The 17,477-nt window shown below is 45.9% G+C and carries 21 protein-coding genes; 14 read left to right on the forward strand and 7 right to left on the reverse strand.

Annotated features, from left to right (window positions below; all coding sequences use genetic code 11):
• Positions 1 to 84: 84 nt before the first annotated feature.
• Positions 85 to 504 (forward strand): organic hydroperoxide resistance protein, encoded by a 420-nt coding sequence (locus H8K36_RS05790; protein WP_186914654.1) that lies wholly within the window; start codon positions 85 to 87, stop codon positions 502 to 504.
• A 543-nt stretch (positions 505 to 1,047) separates the two neighbouring features.
• On the opposite strand, the gene H8K36_RS05795 is transcribed toward H8K36_RS05790, so the two are convergent.
• Positions 1,048 to 1,626, reverse strand: a complete 579-nt coding sequence (locus H8K36_RS05795; protein ID WP_186914653.1) for an outer membrane beta-barrel protein — start codon at positions 1,624 to 1,626, stop codon at positions 1,048 to 1,050.
• Between the two features lie 294 nt (positions 1,627 to 1,920).
• Here H8K36_RS05795 and H8K36_RS05800 point away from each other — a divergent pair, with 294 nt between their 5' ends.
• Both H8K36_RS05800 and H8K36_RS05805 read left to right on the forward strand, forming a co-directional pair.
• Complete coding sequence (locus H8K36_RS05800) at positions 1,921 to 2,619, forward strand: hypothetical protein (RefSeq protein ID WP_186914652.1); 699 nt, start codon at positions 1,921 to 1,923, stop codon at positions 2,617 to 2,619.
• 112 nt (positions 2,620 to 2,731) lie between these two features.
• Positions 2,732 to 3,169, forward strand: coding sequence for a hypothetical protein (locus tag H8K36_RS05805; protein WP_186914651.1), 438 nt, complete (start codon positions 2,732 to 2,734; stop codon positions 3,167 to 3,169).
• Between the two features lie 19 nt (positions 3,170 to 3,188).
• Here H8K36_RS05805 and H8K36_RS05810 read toward each other — a convergent pair whose 3' ends face one another.
• On the reverse strand, positions 3,189 to 3,671 hold the full coding sequence (locus tag H8K36_RS05810; RefSeq protein ID WP_186914650.1) for a WbuC family cupin fold metalloprotein: 483 nt from the start codon (positions 3,669 to 3,671) through the stop codon (positions 3,189 to 3,191).
• Between the two features lie 51 nt (positions 3,672 to 3,722).
• A complete protein-coding gene (locus tag H8K36_RS05815) occupies positions 3,723 to 4,088 on the reverse strand; it encodes a nucleotide pyrophosphohydrolase (protein ID WP_186914649.1) in 366 nt (121 codons plus the stop codon).
• A 244-nt stretch (positions 4,089 to 4,332) separates the two neighbouring features.
• On the opposite strand from H8K36_RS05815, the gene H8K36_RS05820 reads away from it, so the two are divergent.
• The gene (locus H8K36_RS05820) at positions 4,333 to 4,980 is read left to right on the forward strand and encodes a phasin family protein (protein ID WP_186914648.1); all 648 of its coding nucleotides are present in this window, start codon (positions 4,333 to 4,335) and stop codon (positions 4,978 to 4,980) included.
• A gap of 92 nt (positions 4,981 to 5,072) precedes the next feature.
• Here the strand turns inward: H8K36_RS05820 and H8K36_RS05825 are convergent, their stop codons facing one another.
• The 4 genes from H8K36_RS05825 to H8K36_RS05840 all read right to left on the reverse strand — a co-directional run bounded on the left by H8K36_RS05825 (position 5,073) and on the right by H8K36_RS05840 (position 9,695).
• A complete protein-coding gene (locus H8K36_RS05825; protein WP_230404297.1) occupies positions 5,073 to 7,355 on the reverse strand; it encodes a xanthine dehydrogenase family protein molybdopterin-binding subunit in 2,283 nt (760 codons plus the stop codon).
• Positions 7,352 to 7,831, reverse strand: a complete 480-nt coding sequence (locus H8K36_RS05830) for a (2Fe-2S)-binding protein (protein WP_186914647.1) — start codon at positions 7,829 to 7,831, stop codon at positions 7,352 to 7,354. The genes H8K36_RS05825 and H8K36_RS05830 overlap by 4 nt, the downstream gene beginning before the upstream one ends.
• 63 nt (positions 7,832 to 7,894) lie before the next feature.
• Positions 7,895 to 8,674 (reverse strand): class I SAM-dependent methyltransferase, encoded by a 780-nt coding sequence (locus H8K36_RS05835; protein ID WP_186914646.1) that lies wholly within the window; start codon positions 8,672 to 8,674, stop codon positions 7,895 to 7,897.
• Between the two features lie 166 nt (positions 8,675 to 8,840).
• Positions 8,841 to 9,695, reverse strand: coding sequence for an HDOD domain-containing protein (locus H8K36_RS05840; protein WP_186914645.1), 855 nt, complete (start codon positions 9,693 to 9,695; stop codon positions 8,841 to 8,843).
• A gap of 234 nt (positions 9,696 to 9,929) precedes the next feature.
• On the opposite strand from H8K36_RS05840, the gene H8K36_RS05845 reads away from it, so the two are divergent.
• The 10 genes from H8K36_RS05845 to H8K36_RS05890 all read left to right on the forward strand — a co-directional run bounded on the left by H8K36_RS05845 (position 9,930) and on the right by H8K36_RS05890 (position 17,351).
• Complete coding sequence (locus H8K36_RS05845; RefSeq protein WP_186914644.1) at positions 9,930 to 10,301, forward strand: hypothetical protein; 372 nt, start codon at positions 9,930 to 9,932, stop codon at positions 10,299 to 10,301.
• A gap of 31 nt (positions 10,302 to 10,332) precedes the next feature.
• Positions 10,333 to 11,064 carry a flagellar brake protein gene (locus H8K36_RS05850; RefSeq protein WP_186914643.1) on the forward strand — a complete coding sequence of 244 codons (732 nt, stop codon included), beginning with the start codon at positions 10,333 to 10,335 and terminating at the stop codon, positions 11,062 to 11,064.
• 5 nt (positions 11,065 to 11,069) lie between these two features.
• Positions 11,070 to 11,705, forward strand: a complete 636-nt coding sequence (locus H8K36_RS05855; RefSeq protein WP_186914642.1) for an alpha-ketoglutarate-dependent dioxygenase AlkB family protein — start codon at positions 11,070 to 11,072, stop codon at positions 11,703 to 11,705.
• A 159-nt stretch (positions 11,706 to 11,864) separates the two neighbouring features.
• Complete coding sequence (locus tag H8K36_RS05860; RefSeq protein ID WP_186914641.1) at positions 11,865 to 12,227, forward strand: LiaF transmembrane domain-containing protein; 363 nt, start codon at positions 11,865 to 11,867, stop codon at positions 12,225 to 12,227.
• A 35-nt stretch (positions 12,228 to 12,262) separates the two neighbouring features.
• On the forward strand, positions 12,263 to 12,964 hold the full coding sequence (locus H8K36_RS05865; protein ID WP_186914640.1) for a LiaF transmembrane domain-containing protein: 702 nt from the start codon (positions 12,263 to 12,265) through the stop codon (positions 12,962 to 12,964).
• Positions 12,965 to 13,314: 350 nt separating this feature from the next.
• Positions 13,315 to 14,064, forward strand: a complete 750-nt coding sequence (locus H8K36_RS05870; protein WP_186914639.1) for a sensor histidine kinase — start codon at positions 13,315 to 13,317, stop codon at positions 14,062 to 14,064.
• 9 nt (positions 14,065 to 14,073) lie between these two features.
• Positions 14,074 to 14,802 (forward strand): LytR/AlgR family response regulator transcription factor, encoded by a 729-nt coding sequence (locus tag H8K36_RS05875; protein WP_186914638.1) that lies wholly within the window; start codon positions 14,074 to 14,076, stop codon positions 14,800 to 14,802.
• 87 nt (positions 14,803 to 14,889) lie between these two features.
• Positions 14,890 to 15,741, forward strand: coding sequence for a ParB N-terminal domain-containing protein (locus H8K36_RS05880; protein ID WP_186914637.1), 852 nt, complete (start codon positions 14,890 to 14,892; stop codon positions 15,739 to 15,741).
• A 224-nt stretch (positions 15,742 to 15,965) separates the two neighbouring features.
• Positions 15,966 to 16,712 carry a peptidylprolyl isomerase gene (locus H8K36_RS05885; RefSeq protein ID WP_186914636.1) on the forward strand — a complete coding sequence of 249 codons (747 nt, stop codon included), beginning with the start codon at positions 15,966 to 15,968 and terminating at the stop codon, positions 16,710 to 16,712.
• Between the two features lie 129 nt (positions 16,713 to 16,841).
• Positions 16,842 to 17,351 carry a DUF1993 domain-containing protein gene (locus H8K36_RS05890; protein WP_186914635.1) on the forward strand — a complete coding sequence of 170 codons (510 nt, stop codon included), beginning with the start codon at positions 16,842 to 16,844 and terminating at the stop codon, positions 17,349 to 17,351.
• The last annotated feature ends 126 nt before the right edge of the window (positions 17,352 to 17,477 follow it).

Consider the following 17,477-nt stretch of genomic DNA (forward strand, 5'->3'; position numbering starts at 1 on the left):
GTGCACTACCATGATGTTCATACGATGTAACAAGCACTTTTTGTTACCCATCGATATCAACCATTAATTTGAAAAGGACCTATCATGCAAATTCTTTACACAGCAAACGCAACAGCAACTGGTGGCCGTGATGGCCAAGCAACTTCCAATGATCAACGCTTAGCAGTCAAGTTGAGCACGCCGAAAGAGCTTGGTGGTGCAGGTGGTGACGGTACCAATCCTGAGCAACTGTTTGCCGCAGGTTATTCGGCTTGTTTTATCGGCGCCATGAAATTTGTCGCCGCGGCACAAAAACTTGCATTGCCAGCGGACACAAGCGTCAACGGCCTAGTCGGGATTGGTCCAAACGGAAAAGGCGGTTTCGGTTTGCAAGTGGAACTCAATATTTCATTGCCAGGGATGGACCGCGCTGCAGCAGAGGCATTGATTCACAAAGCGCATGAGGTTTGCCCTTACTCCAACGCGACACGTGGCAATATTGAAGTAGCGGTCAAATTAGTCTAAGTAGACCAGATCATTTGCTTCTAAAAGTGATCTGAAAATGAAGATAGGCAGGTGTCAATTGACACTTGCCTTTTTTTATGACGGGAGAGACTTTCCAGAAAAAGAACTTCAAGCTAAAACTCGTCCGGAGTTCAGAAACGATATATCACAACGCCTTACTTCACCTTAAATCCAAGTTCAGTTTTCTCGTTTGATTGTTACTCATGATGGAAATATGATTCGTAGGAGATGGAGCAGATGCCAATTAAATTCCTGACAACTACCTGCAAGCATTACCGCCTATCTTAGCTTGCACGTGCGGAACCCATCAAAGCAATCCTCGCGATTCAGTGTTCGAAGGCAAAATTGTAGAGAAACAGAGACGTGGCATTGACCATCAACGACACTCACCATAATATGAAGTCTACGCTCCTGATGAGAAATGCTAACGTGCCAGAATACGCTAAAGCTCAGGCGCCACAGGTGATAATAATGCGAAAAAAAATACGCCATCAGAGATGGCGTATTCAACCGGTAAGATCTACTTATAAAGAGCGAATCGAATTAGAAGCTATACTGCGCGCCAATCGAGAAAGTATTGACTGTTTCTTTCTCGGAACCCAATTTAATACGACGTGATTCAAATTCGCCGCGCAATGCCAAATCCTTAGACACTTTATATGTCAAACCCAACGCAGCAACAGGCTGTGTCGAAGTTGTGTCAGTTGAAATGCTTCCAAGATTCGACAATGTACCTTTCGCAGTTGACGTTGTGCGAGCTAAGCCCAATTTTGCGAAACCACCAAATTCCTCGGTGAAGTCATGCTTAACCACGCCCGCGAAATCAATACCAGCAGACTTCAATTCCGCACTACCAACGGCATTACCAAATGGCGCTGATGCAGAAATTTTACCGAGCGAGAAGACTGTAGTTTCAAAAGCAAAGTTCTTGTCGAAGTTATAGCCACCGATTAACTTGTAAGTCGTACTGTTTGTGTCGCACTTCGCAACAGATTTGCAATCATCATTCCATTTTGATTGGCCAACAGTGCCGCCAACATAAACGTTTTGAGCAGATGCACTTGCGCCAATCAACAAACCAGCAACCGCCAAAGTAGAAACCATCAAACTTTTTTTCAACATATAAACCTCAATATAAAAAATAAAAATGTACTTGCAATCAAAAGAACGGGACACATGTAATCCAGTGTTTCATTTCGCTCTATCCGGAAGCAAAGACAAAAAACAAATTGATTTCACGTATGCATTGCGACTCCGTTTTGAACGTCATTTACGCTCATTGCGTTGTCGATGAACGAATAATGCGTGAACTCTCAGAAAAGCCCTAAAGAACTATGCGAGGTCTTTCAGGTTGCGCCGTGAAGTAGCAAAGAACAGTACTTACGCTAGTATTCCAATGAGAAGAGGAGATCAATTATGGGCTTCGACCCACTCAATTTAAAAGATGCATCAGTTCAATTTGAACAAAGTATGGGGCGCGTTATCGATGAACGCTTGGCGCCGCTATTTGATCGCTCTATTAACCATGTAAGTCAAGAGCTGAGTAGTGTAATTCAGGAAGCAGGGGCACAGGTCGACCGCAACATCGCGCTGTTGTCAGACGAAATTCATAATCAACGTAGCATGACCAAAGATGATATTCGTTCATTAATCGACTATGCCACATTACAGCTAGGCTCCGCCCTCGATCAACGCATTACAACAATCAAACAAGAAACCTCCGAACTCATTAATCAAAAAGTCGAACTTTTGAAATCCGAGCTCAATGATGCTGCTGCTCTCAGCCGTAAAACCATGCTGAGCAATGTCTTGATTTCAATTTTCGCTGCCTTATTCATGGCGGGCATAGGCCTCGTCTACAAACAAGTGTCAAGCGGTGACCTCAGCTTGCTGAGCCTATTTCGGGTGTCACTAATGTCATGTGCCACCTTCACTTTTGTTTTGTCTATGCTGAAGTTCATACAACGCTGGCGCAATATGAATCAAAGTAAGAAAGGTGTTGCAACCATCGCTATTGGCTATTTCGGCATACTCAAGCCCAACGGCGCAGGTGTTTTGCTCGCGCTCAGTGTGTGCTTGGTTGCTACCTGCGTGGCTGCCTATCATTTTCTATGAGAATTATCTCCCAACGGCCCTTAGTGATAGCAAACAACGTCTCAATCTAAATTCAAAACCATCTCGCTCGAATTTGCGTAGAATAGCTTGATCCAGGTTTGAACGACTTAATATGAAAATTCATGGTGAATGGCAGATCAGCCTAGTTCGTAACATTCTTGTTCGAAGCACTGCTGGTGTCTTTAACAATGAAGGTACGCTAGCTGTTTTTGAAGAGACGAAAGCGACGGCGCCAATTCATGCGCCGTGGGCTGGCCTCACCAATGCTGAAAATTGGGAGATGTCGACGGCCAGCAGTTTGCAATTGTTTCCAGGTATGCGCGAGTGGGCATTTGAAAATAACTGCCACTGCCTTGCGATTGTACTTCCGAGCATGTTGAAGAAGAAAATCCATCAACAACAAACCGGACACTTCCCTGAAGAATTCGTTCGTTACTTCTCCGATATTGATCAAGCCTGTGCTTGGTTGAGCGGCAAAGGTTTTCCGATCACCGCAGAGGAGTATCCGCATTATGCATTTATCGAACGCACACGTCCTGCACATACATAACGCGAGCGAGAAACCAATCTCAAGCGAAGTGCTCCAACATTTTTTGTAAATAAGTGACGCATGCCACGTCTCCTTCGACAGGCGCCCATGCTGCCTTTTCCGTAGGGGCAATCGGCACATAGGGACCAGCTTTTGCTTCAAAGAAAACCGAACCTGCTTCTAAGGCAACCATGCTATGAAACACCCCGACGGGTATCGTGATACCAAAATGTTCTGTATTTGGTGAGAGCTCAACTGTCTGTTTGATGTTGCCTACTTCATCAAAAATCAAGACACCAAAACGCCCTTTTAACACTACTAAGGTCTCTTCCTTTTGTGGGTCGAGATGACAATGCGGTTGCACATAAGTACCTGGTTCTAAGGCATTCAAGAGGCGATGACATTGCGCCTCGTTACTTGCATGAAAATTCAAATTCTTTCGTAAACGAGGACTATTCACCGCCTCATTTGATAGATCCGCGAGCGTTGTTTGTCCAATTAGTTGCACCAATGATTGCGTCATTCATTTGCTTTCTAAAGTATAAATTCGGTATTGCAGACCCAATTGGGCGACTCAAAGTTGATCATATTTCTTCAGCGTGCCGCGTGATTTTTCAATCGGATATTTCACTGCATTGAGTTTGATCTTATCAAAGGCTGCATCGACCAAATCAATATCTAAGCGATCAGCAAGCATCACCAAATAGTTAAGCACATCAGCGAGTTCATGGCGGACGGCTTGCAAACCCTGCTCACCCAATTCTGTTGCATGTCCCTGCTGCAACCATTGAAAAGGTTCGAGTAATTCAGCCGCTTCAACACTCAAAGCACTGGCTAAATTTTTAGGCGTATGGAACTGATGCCAATCACGCTCTGCTACGAACTCACGCAATGCTTGCTTCAATGCCGGCAAGTCTAGTTTTTGAGTATCCACGCTCATTTCTCACTCTTCGTTGGAGGTATAAAAGCACCATTTTACGTGTTTTTGCTGTGGATAAGAAACACCGAACGCAGAGCAGCAAATATACTAAGCAAAAACTCGCTATTTCCAAGAAGCGCGCCTACAATAAGAGTTATTGCACCGCAAAAGAATTGTTCTATCACACACACGACGTTTCAAATAGGCTCGTTTGTGGAAATTGATTTTATTCACTGGTATCACTCATCCATCCATGGAGGATATTATGTTGTTGCTGTCAAGTCAGTTTTCTTCTCCCGCTCATAGTTCGCTGGAATCAGCGTTAGCGGCATTACAAGATGTTTCTCAATTACTGAGTGAAGATCTTGATCGCAGCAATGAAGCTTGCAATCAATTCTGGCAAAAATCCGCTGAATCAAGTTGGCAAACATATTCTGAGTTATTCGTCTGCAAAGAACCCCAAGATTTTTTCATGGTATCAAGCGCCCATCTGAAGTTCTGCCTAGAGCAAGGCACTTTGCTGCAGAACACCCTCCATAGTATTGTTCAAGATGCAGGACAAAAATACCAAGAGCTCGTCAAACAAACACTGAATTTGCCACATGCAAGCCTAGTAATCACGACACCGACTGCACCTGCAATCAAGGTCACCGCAAATCCCCTCGAATTGATCATTGATCGTCAGACCAAGGTCAAAGCTAAGCCGGGAATGACAGAAGTCGCTGTACCGGCTGTAAAACCAGCTGCAAAACGCAAGACAAGTAGTAGCGTGAAAACGAAAGCAGAAACGACTGCTGCGACTAGTCTAACGAAACCCGTCGTCAAAAAACCTAGTTTCCCGACGGTACCTGGGCGCGAACCGGCGACAACCGCGAACAAGACTGCCAGTACTAAGAAGCGCGTGACCAACTAAGGCAAAGTAAATCACTGCCGCATATAAGAAAAGCCCGAGATATCATTCTCGGGCTTTTTGTTTTATCACTGAACTTTACCGTTGGTCGCAGTTTATGACCAACGCAGATCATTTCGCGATAAAGGCAATTGTCGTACTCGCTTGCCTGTTGCAGCAAAAATAGCATTACATACGGCTGGCGCCAGAGGAGGAAATGCAGGCTCCCCTAAACCAGTAACTGGATAGTTCGACTTCAAGAAATGGACGTCGATCTTCGTTGGTGAATCGGGCATTCGGAGCAAAGGATATTGATCAAAGTTCGACTGCACCGTACGGCCACGTTGGAAATCTAATTCAGGGAACATCAATGTGCTGATACCATCGATAACAGATCCTTGCACTTGATTTTCTGCACCACTCAAATTCACTATTTGCGAACCGATGTCGGTCACCACAACCACTCGATCGACTTTCACTTGACCGTCTTTCGATACTGTCACTTCGGCCACTTCAGCGATATAACCTCGGTGACTAAAGTGGAAGGCGATACCCTGCCCCTGCCCTTTCGGGAATTTCCGTTTCCCCCAACCAGATTTTGCAGCCACTTCCTTTAGCACATTACGCATGCGGGCAACATTGTAAGCTTGGCCGCGTTCACCCGTGCCTTGCATCATGTCCTTATCGCCTAAAATTTCTAAGCGGAATTCCAAAGGATCGCGATTGGCCGCATACGCTAACTCGTCAATGAAACTATGGAAGACCCACGCAAACACATTACTACCAGGCGCTCGCCACGGTCCCATGGGAATACCACATTCCATCGGTGTCTGTTCGAGCAAACAGTTCTCTACCCAACGGCCAGGAAATTCATCGCCCGACAGGCTCGCGCCACTACCCGGCTGCAAAATACTTTTACCATCACGTGTAATACGATTGGCAAAAGTCACAAAATGGTTGTGCCAAGCACTAAGCTTACCGTTCTTATCGACCGCACCGCGCAAGAAGTGAAAACCACCAGCGCGATAATGGTCATGGCGCATATCATCTTCACGTGACCAAGTGAGCTTCACGGGCGCATTCACTTTTTGCGCAATCGCAGCCGCTTCGATGATGTAGTCAGCACTTAAGCGACGACCAAAACCGCCACCGCTGCGCGTCATATGCAAGGTAATTTTTTCTTTCGGAATTTTCAGAACGGAATTGACGATATTTTGCCCCGCAGCCGGATTCTGCGTTGGCGCCCACAACTCCAGCGTACCCTGCTCAGGTTTGAACCATGCTGTACAGTTTTGTGGTTCGATACTGGCGTGTGAAATAAAGGGGTAAACATACTTTGCTTCAACTACTTTGGCCGCATTTGCTATCGCTACATTGACATCACCGTCCTTGCGCAAAGATACGGTACCGGGTTGCTTGCTAAAGCCCTCGGCCTTCGCAGCAAAGTCATCCCAACTCTCGTTGACCACACTACCTTCGTCCCATTGTACTTTGAGTTGTTTGCGTGCACTCAAGGCTGACCAAGTTGATTCTGCAATAATGGCGACACCTGGCATCAAGCCATTTAGATTAGAGGTTCCTTCAAGAATAAACGCATCTTTAATGCCGGGTAATGCTTTGATTGCTTCGAGGTTGGCGCTCACTACTTTGCCGCCAAACGCTGGGCATTTTTCATACACCGCATACAACATACCTGGCAACTTCACGTCAATACCAAACAGGGGCTTGCCGCTAACGACTGCTCCATTATCTACGCCGCCAATACGGGTTCCTAACAATTTGTATTCGGAAGGCTTTTTCAATACGACGCTACTTGCCTCTGGTACCGACAAACTCGCGGCTTTATTCACTAAGCTAGCGTAACTCAATTGACGTTTGCTTGGCTTGTGAAACACGACACTTTTTTCCGCATAGCATTCCGTCACTGGTACATTCCAAGTTGCGGCGGCGGCCTGAACTAACATCGTACGTGCAGTGGCACCAAGTTTTAGAAACTCGTTGTAATTCATTGGGGTTGATAATGATCCTCCCGCAAATTGATCTCCATACATCGGGTTCAAATCTGCTTGAACGATCACTACGTCTTTCCAATTTACTTCTAACTCTTCAGCGATCACCATTGGCAACGAAGTCTTAATGCCTTGCCCAATTTCAGGTTGCTTCGACACCAATGTCACTTTGCCATTGTCGGCAATCTGAATGAATGCGTTTGGTTTAAAACCCACTTCTGCAGTTGCGGCCTGCGGCTTCGCAATACTCTGTTCAGCATGGGCACCAAGAGTCCAAAAACTGCCGAGCACCAGACCACCACTGAGCATCGAACTCTGGCGCAAAAAATCACGACGCTGCTGATCTTCAACTTCAGCCATGCCAATATTTTCCTGATTCATCGCATTCATTTTTTGCCTTTCTGTGTGCGCGCAATTTCGGCAGCACGATGAATCCCTGCACGAATCCGTAAGTAGGTCGCACAGCGGCATAAATTACCGCCCATCGCTGCGTCAATATCCGCATCAGTAGGCTTTGGATTATCTTTAAGTAAGGCGGCTGCGGTCATAATTTGACCGGATTGGCAGTAGCCGCACTGGGGCACATCGAGCTCTTGCCATGCCTGCTGCAATGGATGAGCATCTTTGGCATCGAGGCCTTCGATGGTTGTTACTTTCTGGCGCCCAACACTGGAGACTGGTGTCATACATGAACGGCTAGGAACACCATTAATTTGTACGGTGCAAGCACCGCACTGACCAACACCACAGCCATACTTGGTACCAACCAAATTTAAGGAGTCACGCAAAGCCCAGAGCAAAGGCGTCTCTGGAACCAAATCGACGGTCTTAACCTGACCGTTCACTGTCAAATTGTATTTACCCATTGCTTCACCACCCTCACGCTGATAAAAAACCCCGGAACAGTTTATCTCTTCCGGGGTTTCAGTTTATTGCTTAACAAACTTCAAGGTCATGCGATCACTTTCACCGATCGCCACATACTTTGCCCGATCTTTATCTTTATTCGCGAGCACTGGTGGCAATGCCCATACACCGTTTTCGTGGTTAGCATCATCTTTAGGATTCGCATTCACCTCAGATTTAGCAGCGAGTTTAAAACCCACGCTTTCAGCCAGCTTAATGACATAGGCTTCATGCACATAACCTGAACTCGCTTTTTCATCTTGTTTGGCGCTAGCTGGCAAACGGTGCTCTACCACACCGAAGACGCCACCCGGTTTCAATGCATCAAAAGCGCTCTGAAAAACCTTTTTGGCAGCAGTTTCATTCACGCCCATCCAATTGTGTACGTTACGGAAGGTCAATACGACATCGACACTGCCTTTCGCTGCGTAATCGATCTTGTCAGCAGGATTAAAATCGCCAATCACAACTTTATCGAATACCGCTGGATTGGCGGCCAATTTTGTTTTCAAGCCATTGCCTGCACCTGCCAAAATTAACTTACCATCATTACGCAACAACGGCGCCAGGATTTCAGTGTACCAGCCGCCACCTGGCGAGAGTTCTACTACGGTCATTTTGTTGTTCACACCGAAGAAACTCAGGGTCTCGTACGGATGACGTGCAGCATCACGTTCAACGTTCGCTGGTGTACGTTGAGGATGGGCGACTGCTGCCTTCAAGGCATCTTGCGCCATCGCCACACCACCTGCCACCAAATTTGCTGCCACCAAAGTCAATGCAAATGCTAACTTTTTCATCATATCTCCTAGATTTTTGGGTCGATTCAAGCGTGAAAAATTCACCTTAATCTCAATCTCGCTGAAAGCGCATTACAGCCGGATTCATCGACATGCGCTGCCTTTGACTGCAATTCATGTCAAATAGTTCAGCAAATCCTTATAAAGCGTAGGGCTAAAATTAAGTGTATCAAGCAATGATTTTGAGGATCTGGGCAATCTCTTGGCGCGTCTCAACCATCAAGGTCTCGGTGGCTGTCTTATCCAGCTGAAGATTGGTCAAAGGCACAGGAATGTCTTCCCAATTCAGGTCGTCCAAAGACTGTTTAACAAAGCCTGCGTCTAGAAAATCTGCGGCTGCCACCACATCGGTTAAGCATGGGCGACTTGTCAGAGGCAAGTCTGTACGTTTGCGCTCCATCACTGCAGTACGAATATCTTCAGAAACTTCCCAGCTCTCGAGGATCGCTGCGCCGATATCGACATGCCATTGATCGACTAAATCCCAAAGTGCCTCTTGCGAAGTGAACAAGCCTTCGTATTGATGCGCGCGGCTCAAAATATAGAATTTACCAATATCATGCAATAAGCCTGCAATCATGGCCTTATCAGGGCTCAATTTACTGCGTGCCTTTGCCAACACACAGGCCAACGCTGCGACTCGCATACTGCGTGTCCAAAGACCTTCCATCTGTTCAGAATTGCCAGTGTGGCTTTGTTGGTCTTTTAGCTGCTTCATCCCAACAGAGATCGCAATGTTTTTGACAACGCCAAATCCCAATAATGAAACTGCTAATTTCAGCTCTTCAATTTTCTTACTGCTACGATTAAACATCGGTGTATTCGACAACATCAATACTTGTGCAGATAAAACAGGTTCTGTGCTAATGATGCGAGACACCTGATCACTCGACATATCTGGGTCGTCGAGTGCTTGCCGAATTTTCATCGTCGCTTTCAGTGAAGTCGGAAAAACGAGATTGCGTGAAGAAAGCTCGGCACTCAATCCTTTAATAAATTCAAATTCTGATTCACGTTGATTCATGATAGGGCTAACAATGACGATAATAAGGAAGAGGGATACACAAAATAGTTGCCATAGTAAAACAAAAACAGGCTTAACCGAAAGCTAAAAGCACCACAATGACAGAGATTTGAGGCAAATTCAGCAATAGCCACATTTTTCGACGTTTTCCTTCACAAATACATCACTACCATTGGATCAAAAGAAACTTTCTGCTAGGCTTAACAAAACAAAGAGACACTAGGGAGACTGAGAATGTTCACCGAAGAAGATTTTTTTGCAATCAGTAAGTTCTTGAAATTAGGCGTCAAGATTGCGATGAAAAATCCTATGGGCCAACGCCCGATATTTAGCACCGCCTTTCCCAACCCTAAAGGAGGGATGGTCAAGATCGAAGTCGCGAGTCTGTATGACGTTGAACGTAAATTAAGAGCCCTCTTGGCGAGCGATGTCCCGGTCAAAACAAAACTCACTCCTTTTACTTACCTCGGCACTAACTTTGAAGGTCAGTTGCTATGCACGAAAGGAACAAACGAATTTCAAGTGCTAGAGACCAAAGATATGTTTGGCATGGAGTCTAAAAAAGTCGTTCGAAGCGCTGAGCACTTTATACAATTACTTCAATAATGTAGATTTTTTATCGCCGAGTACACTCCTCATGTCAGCTTCATTTAGCGATCAGGAAATTGAAGACCGATTTTTCCTTCGAGGTCAAGTTGAGATCTTGAGCGCTTTGAATGATCTAGCCCATCGACGAGAACCGATTTCTGTCTATTTCAACAACGGCCAAAGCTTTATTTTGACCGCCATACTTTCGGCTAGACCTGATGGCTTAGTCTTTGACTTAGGTGGCGATCCCAATATGAATCGCCAACTTGAGAAGGCAACACATTGCGTTTTCATGGCCTTCCCTGATGGTATTCGCGTCCAATTCACAGGCATCAATCCCCAGCGATTTATGTGGGGAGAAGATGCTGCGTTTTGGGTGCCAATACCAGAACGTATTATTCGCCTACAAAGGCGTGAGTTTTATCGAAATCTCCCACCATTGAGTCAAGACTTCAGGACTAAGCTACATGATGCGGATGGCCATGTAATCGCAGACTGGAGGCTACACGATATCAGCGTTGGCGGTTTTGGTATCATCACTGAGGGCGAGCCGCAATTACGTATCGGTGATACCATTCCTCAAGCTTGGATTACGCTACTCAATAAAAATCATGTTCATTGTGCGGTAACGATACAACACATCACTTTCATTGAACGAACCAAGCTGGGGAAATTTCAAATCGGCTTTCAATTTCAGAACCTGAGCCATGCCATGGATATCACGATTCAAAAAACGATTCTAAATATCGAATATGAGCGTCATCGGCTACTCGGCAAATAGTCACTATGTCTCAAGCTTCACTCTTCGGTGATCAAAGCACCAGTTCAGAGTCGTTCGAATCATTTAGCTTACCGCAAGCTGAGTTACGCTATTACGAACACTATTTTTCACCAAACGAAGCAGATCAACTTTACAGGACGCTTTACGATGAGGTCCATTGGCAGCAACACCGCATTCGTATTGCTGGCATTGAGCGCCCACAACCTCGTCTCAGTGCCTGGTATGGTGACCCTAAGGCTCATTATTCTTACTCGAGCCTGCGCCTAGATCCCAACCCATGGACGACGACTTTGCTCGTACTCAAGCAACGACTAGAAGCGAGCTGCAATGCTAACTTCAACAGTGTGCTACTCAATCTATACCGAGACCAGCAAGACAGCATGGGATGGCATGCCGATGATGAGAAAGAGCTTGGACCGCTTCCGGTGATTGCGTCTGTGAGTTTCGGCGCCAGCCGTGATTTTCTAATCAAGCACAAAGTTGAGCCACAGCTCAAACGAAAAATTGCCTTAGCACACGGCAGCTTATTAGTCATGGGAGGCGATATGCAAAGCCACTGGTTGCATGCCATCGCCAAACAAAAAGAGCAGCTTGGCCCTCGGCTGAACTTAACTTTCCGCCAGATTTATCCTAGCAATTAAGGCCCTTACCACCGCTTTTCGTCATTCACCGACCAATTTCGTCATTCGCCGAAAGCAGCATGACTTCTCTTTCTTCTTGTTTTACCTTATCGATGTGGCGCAAGCCAATACACGACTACCCAAGCACACTACGCAACACATCGAATTGAAAGGAATATCATGTCTCGCTTTGGAAAACGAAACAACGGTGACCACGTCGAATTTGGCATTATGCTGATCCTCGTTGGCTGCGGTTTCTTAGCCTATAAAATGGGCTACATCAACAACAACTGGTATTGGTGGGAGCTGGTAGCCGGTGCTGCCGGCATCCTCGGTACCATTCGTCTAATTCGCGCCCGAGATTTACAACAGGCTGTTAGCGCTGTATTTCAAATTGCGTTTGCGGTTGTCATTTACGGTATGTTCGAAAACCTCTGGGGCCTCAATTTTTACATACACTGGCCCATTTTGTTGATTGGTCTTGGCTTAAGCAGCTTGACCAGGTATGCCCTTGGCTCAAAAGATAAAGCCGATCGCTGCTAAACACCTATAATTAACGAACAAATTTGGAGTATAAAATGAGAAACAGAAATAGAGATCCTCAACAACGCTTAGTATTCGGCATCCTCATCATGGTCGTTGGCGTACTAGCCTTACTCGATAATTTACGTATTTTTGAGGGCATCCGACTAGTTAGTTTTTGGCCTGCGGTCTTCATTGTTGGCGGCATCCTAAAGATGTCCCAATCACAGGCACGTTCTGGTTATGTTATCGGTGCGATTTTTATCGCGGTCGGTTCCATCATGACACTCAATAACTTAGGTGTAATCAGCATCCGAATGCGCGACTTCTGGCCTCTCATTCTCATTGCTGTCGGCTTCTTAGTTATCTTCAAAGATAAAGCGAAGCAAACCATGGATGAAATTTCAACGACTAAAATCAATGAAAGCAAAGAAGGCAAAATCGATATCATTGCTATCATGAGTGGCAGTCAAGGCAATATTGCTAGTGCAAACTTTACCGGTGGCGATATTACTGCAGTGATGGGCGGCGTCGAACTTGATTTACGCAATGCTTCTATTGAAACTGAAGCTGTTCTTAACGTCTTCACTTTCTGGGGTGGCATCTCTCTCAAGATTCCAAACGATTGGAGTGTCGTCAATAGTGCAAATGCGGTACTCGGTGGCATTGAGGATTCAACCGTTCCCAACATGAGCGCGAATAAGCGCTTAATCATTACTGGCACATCGGTAATGGGTGGCGTCGAAATTAAGAACTAATCGTAGCTCCACATGATAGTCCAACCAACAAGCTGCTCTGAGAAACTATGAATCCTTTCCTCTCGAATCTCAGAGCAATTTGCTACAACAGTTTGATTTGGGCGCTGGTTGGCGCCCTCTTCGCTGTGCTATTGGTAATGACCCATGTCAGCGGATGGCAACAAGCACTGTGTTTTACTTTGCCCCTATGCCTGAGTTTTGGATTTATTTCCGCATCTGCTTATTACGTCTGCAAAGCCCTTCCTCTCCATAAGCGTCATTTTTTCTCTTGGCTGACTTTTTTTGGTACAAGCTCCTTTTTCTCGGCAGCCCTTTGGCTCTTGATTGCGATCGCTTGGAACAGGCTTTGTATGACATTCGATAGCACTTGGGCTTTTGAGCTCAGTACCACGATACAGTGGCTCACCTTTATTCTCGGTGCTTTACTCTACCTGCTTTCAATTTTGTGCTACGACGTTTTAATCGCCTTCGACAATATTCGCCAAGCGGAACGTCGGCAAGCAGCCTCGGAAATTCATGCACGTGAAGCTGAATTGCAAATGCTTCGAACCCAAATCAATCCGCATTTCCTGTTCAATAGTCTTAACTCAATCAGTGCGCTTACAGCAATCGACGCTGCAGCGGCGCGTGAAATGACCATCGAACTAGCGCAATTTTTTCGGCAAACGCTGGCCCTTGCAGATCAACAGAAAATCAAACTCGAACAAGAGCTTGAACTCTGCCAACACTTCTTAGCCGTAGAAAAAATTCGCTTTGGAAAAAAATTGCAAACATCATTTGTCATCGATGAACAAAGTCTCGCTTGCTTAATGCCACCAATGATCTTGCAGCCACTATTAGAGAATGCGATCAAGCATGGTATCCGCGATCTCGTCGATGGCGGCACCATAGAGGTAAGTAGCAAAGTTCGCGAAGAATGGTTGTATATCGCGATCGAAAATCCTATTGATCCAGATAGTGCATCGGCTGAAGGTACGGGCACTGGGCTCAAGAATCTTCGCTCACGTTTCGCCAGTTTGTATGGCCAACGTTGTCGTGTCGATTGGAGCAAAGACACCGCTATGTTTCGCGTTGAAATCGCCTTGCCCCTAGAAAAATAAGACCACACCATGAATAAACTCCGCACCTTGATAATTGATGACGAAGAGCTCGCCCGCCGCCTAATTCGTGAATACCTCAAGGCTCACGAAGATATTGACATCATCGGTGAGTGCGAGAACGGCTTACAAGCGGTAGACGCAATTTCGGATCAGCAACCAGACTTAGTCTTTCTCGATATTCAAATGCCCAAATTAAATGGATTTGAAGTGCTCGATGCAACGCAAAGAAAACAGGGAGTCATTTTCACGACGGCCTATGATCAATATGCACTCAAAGCTTTCGATCAACATGCCATTGATTACCTTCTTAAACCGTATTCCCAGCAACGCTTCGACGAAGCACTTGCGAAAGCTCGCAAGTTGCTGAGACAGGCTGATGAACGCGTTCCCGCGCTAATCACACAGCAGAGCCAACAATGCCAAAGACTGGTGGTGCGCGATCGCGGTCAGACATTCATCATCCCTTTTGAACAAATTGACTATATCGAAGCACAAGATGATTACGTACAAATTCATTATGCCGGTAAGTCTTTGATGAAAACGCAAAGCCTGTCCGATATCGAGAAGCAACTCCCACTCGAACATTTTGTTCGCATTCATCGCTCGGCGATCATCCGCCTTCCTGCGCTTAAATGTCTGGAACGCGCCAGCAAAGACAGCTATCAAGCGGTAATGCACTGTGCTGCGGTGTTACCGGTAAGCAGATCTGGCTATGACCGCATCAAGGGAATGCTGTAAAGTGCTGTTCTTTTGAATTTACCTCGCACTGACAGGCATAAGCATGCATGGCAGCGCTAAAACAGCACTTCCAGCAATTTGAGCACTATGAATATCATCATCAATCCCGAATTACGCGACTACATCGACCCACTGACGACGCAAGAGTTTCTTGCACTCGAACGCAGCCTATTAAAAGAAGGCTGCCGAGATGCCTTGGTGCTCTGGGGTGAAACACTGATTGACGGCCACAATCGCTATACTATTTGCCAAAAACATAGCATCCCATTTCAAACCAAACAAAATGACCAGTTTTCAAGCATTGAAGATGTCATGCTATGGATGATTGATAACCATTTGGCACGACGCAGCGTATCGAATTTCCAACGTGGCGTTTTAGCCTTGCGCAAAAAAGAAATCATTACAGAACGTCGCAAACAACAAAGTAAACAAGAGAAAGTGGCTGAAGCTGAGCTGGCGGTCAAAGAACCTGATCCCGTTTCAGTAGAAACACGAGATGAAATCGCCAAAGTTGCTGGATTAAGCAAACCCGCGGTGGCCCAAATCGAAAAGATACGTAAGGCAGCAACACCAGAATTAGTTGAAGCAGTACGCGCGGGCACGATATCTATCAACACCGCAGCCACCATTGCAGCATTGCCTGGCGAACAACAAGTCGCCGCTGTCGCAGGCGGCAAAAAAGAACTACAACAAGCAGCGCGGCAATTGCGTGAAAGTCGAACTCCACGGGTGCCCAAAGAATCTAACGCAGATCAAACAGAAACCGGCAGTGGTACTCAAGGCGAGACAGAAGCGAACCTCGGTACTAACAACAGCACAGCTTCATCACACCAATCTGCAGACATGTCTGAATTGGAACGCTTACGTGCCGAAAACTTCTCGTTGAAACAGCAAATTGCACAATTGCAAGCGCAATTGGGTAGTTCCGTGGCTAATTGAAGTAAAACTGCACGACTTCGACTCTTTAACTCCTTCTTTCAACCGAAAAAGCCTACTTTTTTGCGTATTTTGTCGAAAAATACGCTTGAATTCTGGCATTTTGGCCATAATTACGAACTGTTTACAATTCTCAGTGCAATTTCCTGAGTTTTACATTGCTGGCTACTTGCGAAAATACTGTCTTGTAGCCTTTCACAATTACTCTACCTCTTGTTAGGAACATCATGACTATTAGCGTTAACGGCACAGAAATTAATGAAGCAACGATCGCCGCTGAAATGAACCGTGCCCGCGCTGCTGGCCATCCAGAAGGCGAACAATTGCGCGATAGCGCGATTCAAGAACTCATCTTGCGTAAATTAATGTTAGATCAGGCTGCCAAAGTCGGCGTCTCCGCCGGTAGCGATGAAGAAACCATCGGTACCTTGTTACAACAAGAAGTGGCATTTAACGAAGTCGATGAAGCGAGCTGCCGTAGCTTTTACGATGAGAACAGCGCAAGTTTTATGCAAGGTGAAATGGCCGCAGCAAGCCACATCTTGTTCACACCAGGTGAAGGCTTGGGCGGAAGCTTGGTTAAAGCGAAAGCAGAAGGCATCTTGGCCGATTTGCAAAAGAACCCAGCGGCATTCGCGGCAATGGCGCGCGAACATTCTGCTTGCCCATCCGGTAAAGAAGGCGGCGCCTTAGGTCAATTCGGTCGCGGTCAAATGGTGCCAGAATTTGAACAAGCTGTTTTCAGCACTGAGCTAGGTCAAATCACTCCAGAACTGATTGAGACGCAATTTGGTTACCACATCATTCAAGTAACCGACCGCAAAGGCGGTGATTTGGTCAGTTTCGACGAAGTCAAAGAGCGCCTGCAAGCGTATTTGACGGACATGGAAGGCCGTAAAGCGACGCACGCTTACTTGGCTGATTTGGTCAAAGCCGCAGACATTCAAGGCTACCAATTGCCAGCATTCGCTTAAGTTAAGCTCATCATCTATGCTCGACTCGTCTAGAATCGAGCAAACAAAACGCCCAGAGTACACATGCTGTATGCTTTGGGCGTTTTGCTGTATGCAAAACACTTTTCCAACTCACACGAATTGAAAATCATGACTCCTTCTATGCATCGCGCCTCAGTCCCTGTATTTCAACAAATGCTTGGCAGCCTCAAGACTATCCTGCAAAAAGCACAAACTCACGCGGCAGAAAAAAAGATCGATGACCAAGTTTTCTTACAAGCACGCTTGGCTCCCGACATGTTTCCCTTAATTCGCCAAGTTCAAATCGCAGCCGATTTCGCAAAAAGTGTGGCCGGCCGTTTAGCTAGTGTCGAGTTGCCTGAGTTCGCAGATACCGAAGTCAGTTTTGAGGACTTACAACAGCGCTTGGACAAGACTTTAGTGTTTCTTGCCAGCTTGGACCAAAAGCAATTTGACGGTAGCGAAAAATTAGAAATCATCCTTCGCCCAGGAACGCCGAAAGAGAAGAAACTTCAAGGCGATAATTATCTTTTTGCTTATGGATTGCCTCAATTTTTCTTCCATGTGACAACGACCTATGCAATTTTGCGTCACCACGGTGTTGATCTTGGCAAAAAAGACTACATGGGACAATATTAAATTTTGTGAAACTGTATTTTCTAGGTTCAAAAATTTGATGGTTTTAATACCTCTTGTTGCGAATCAACATATAATAGTTAATCTTTTTTTGTTCGAAAATATCGGCTACCGCAAGCTTTCAGTGCT

The sequence above is a fragment of the Affinundibacterium nitidum genome, assembly GCF_014284155.1.
Lineage (GTDB): Bacteria > Pseudomonadota > Gammaproteobacteria > Burkholderiales > Burkholderiaceae_D > Undibacterium > Undibacterium nitidum.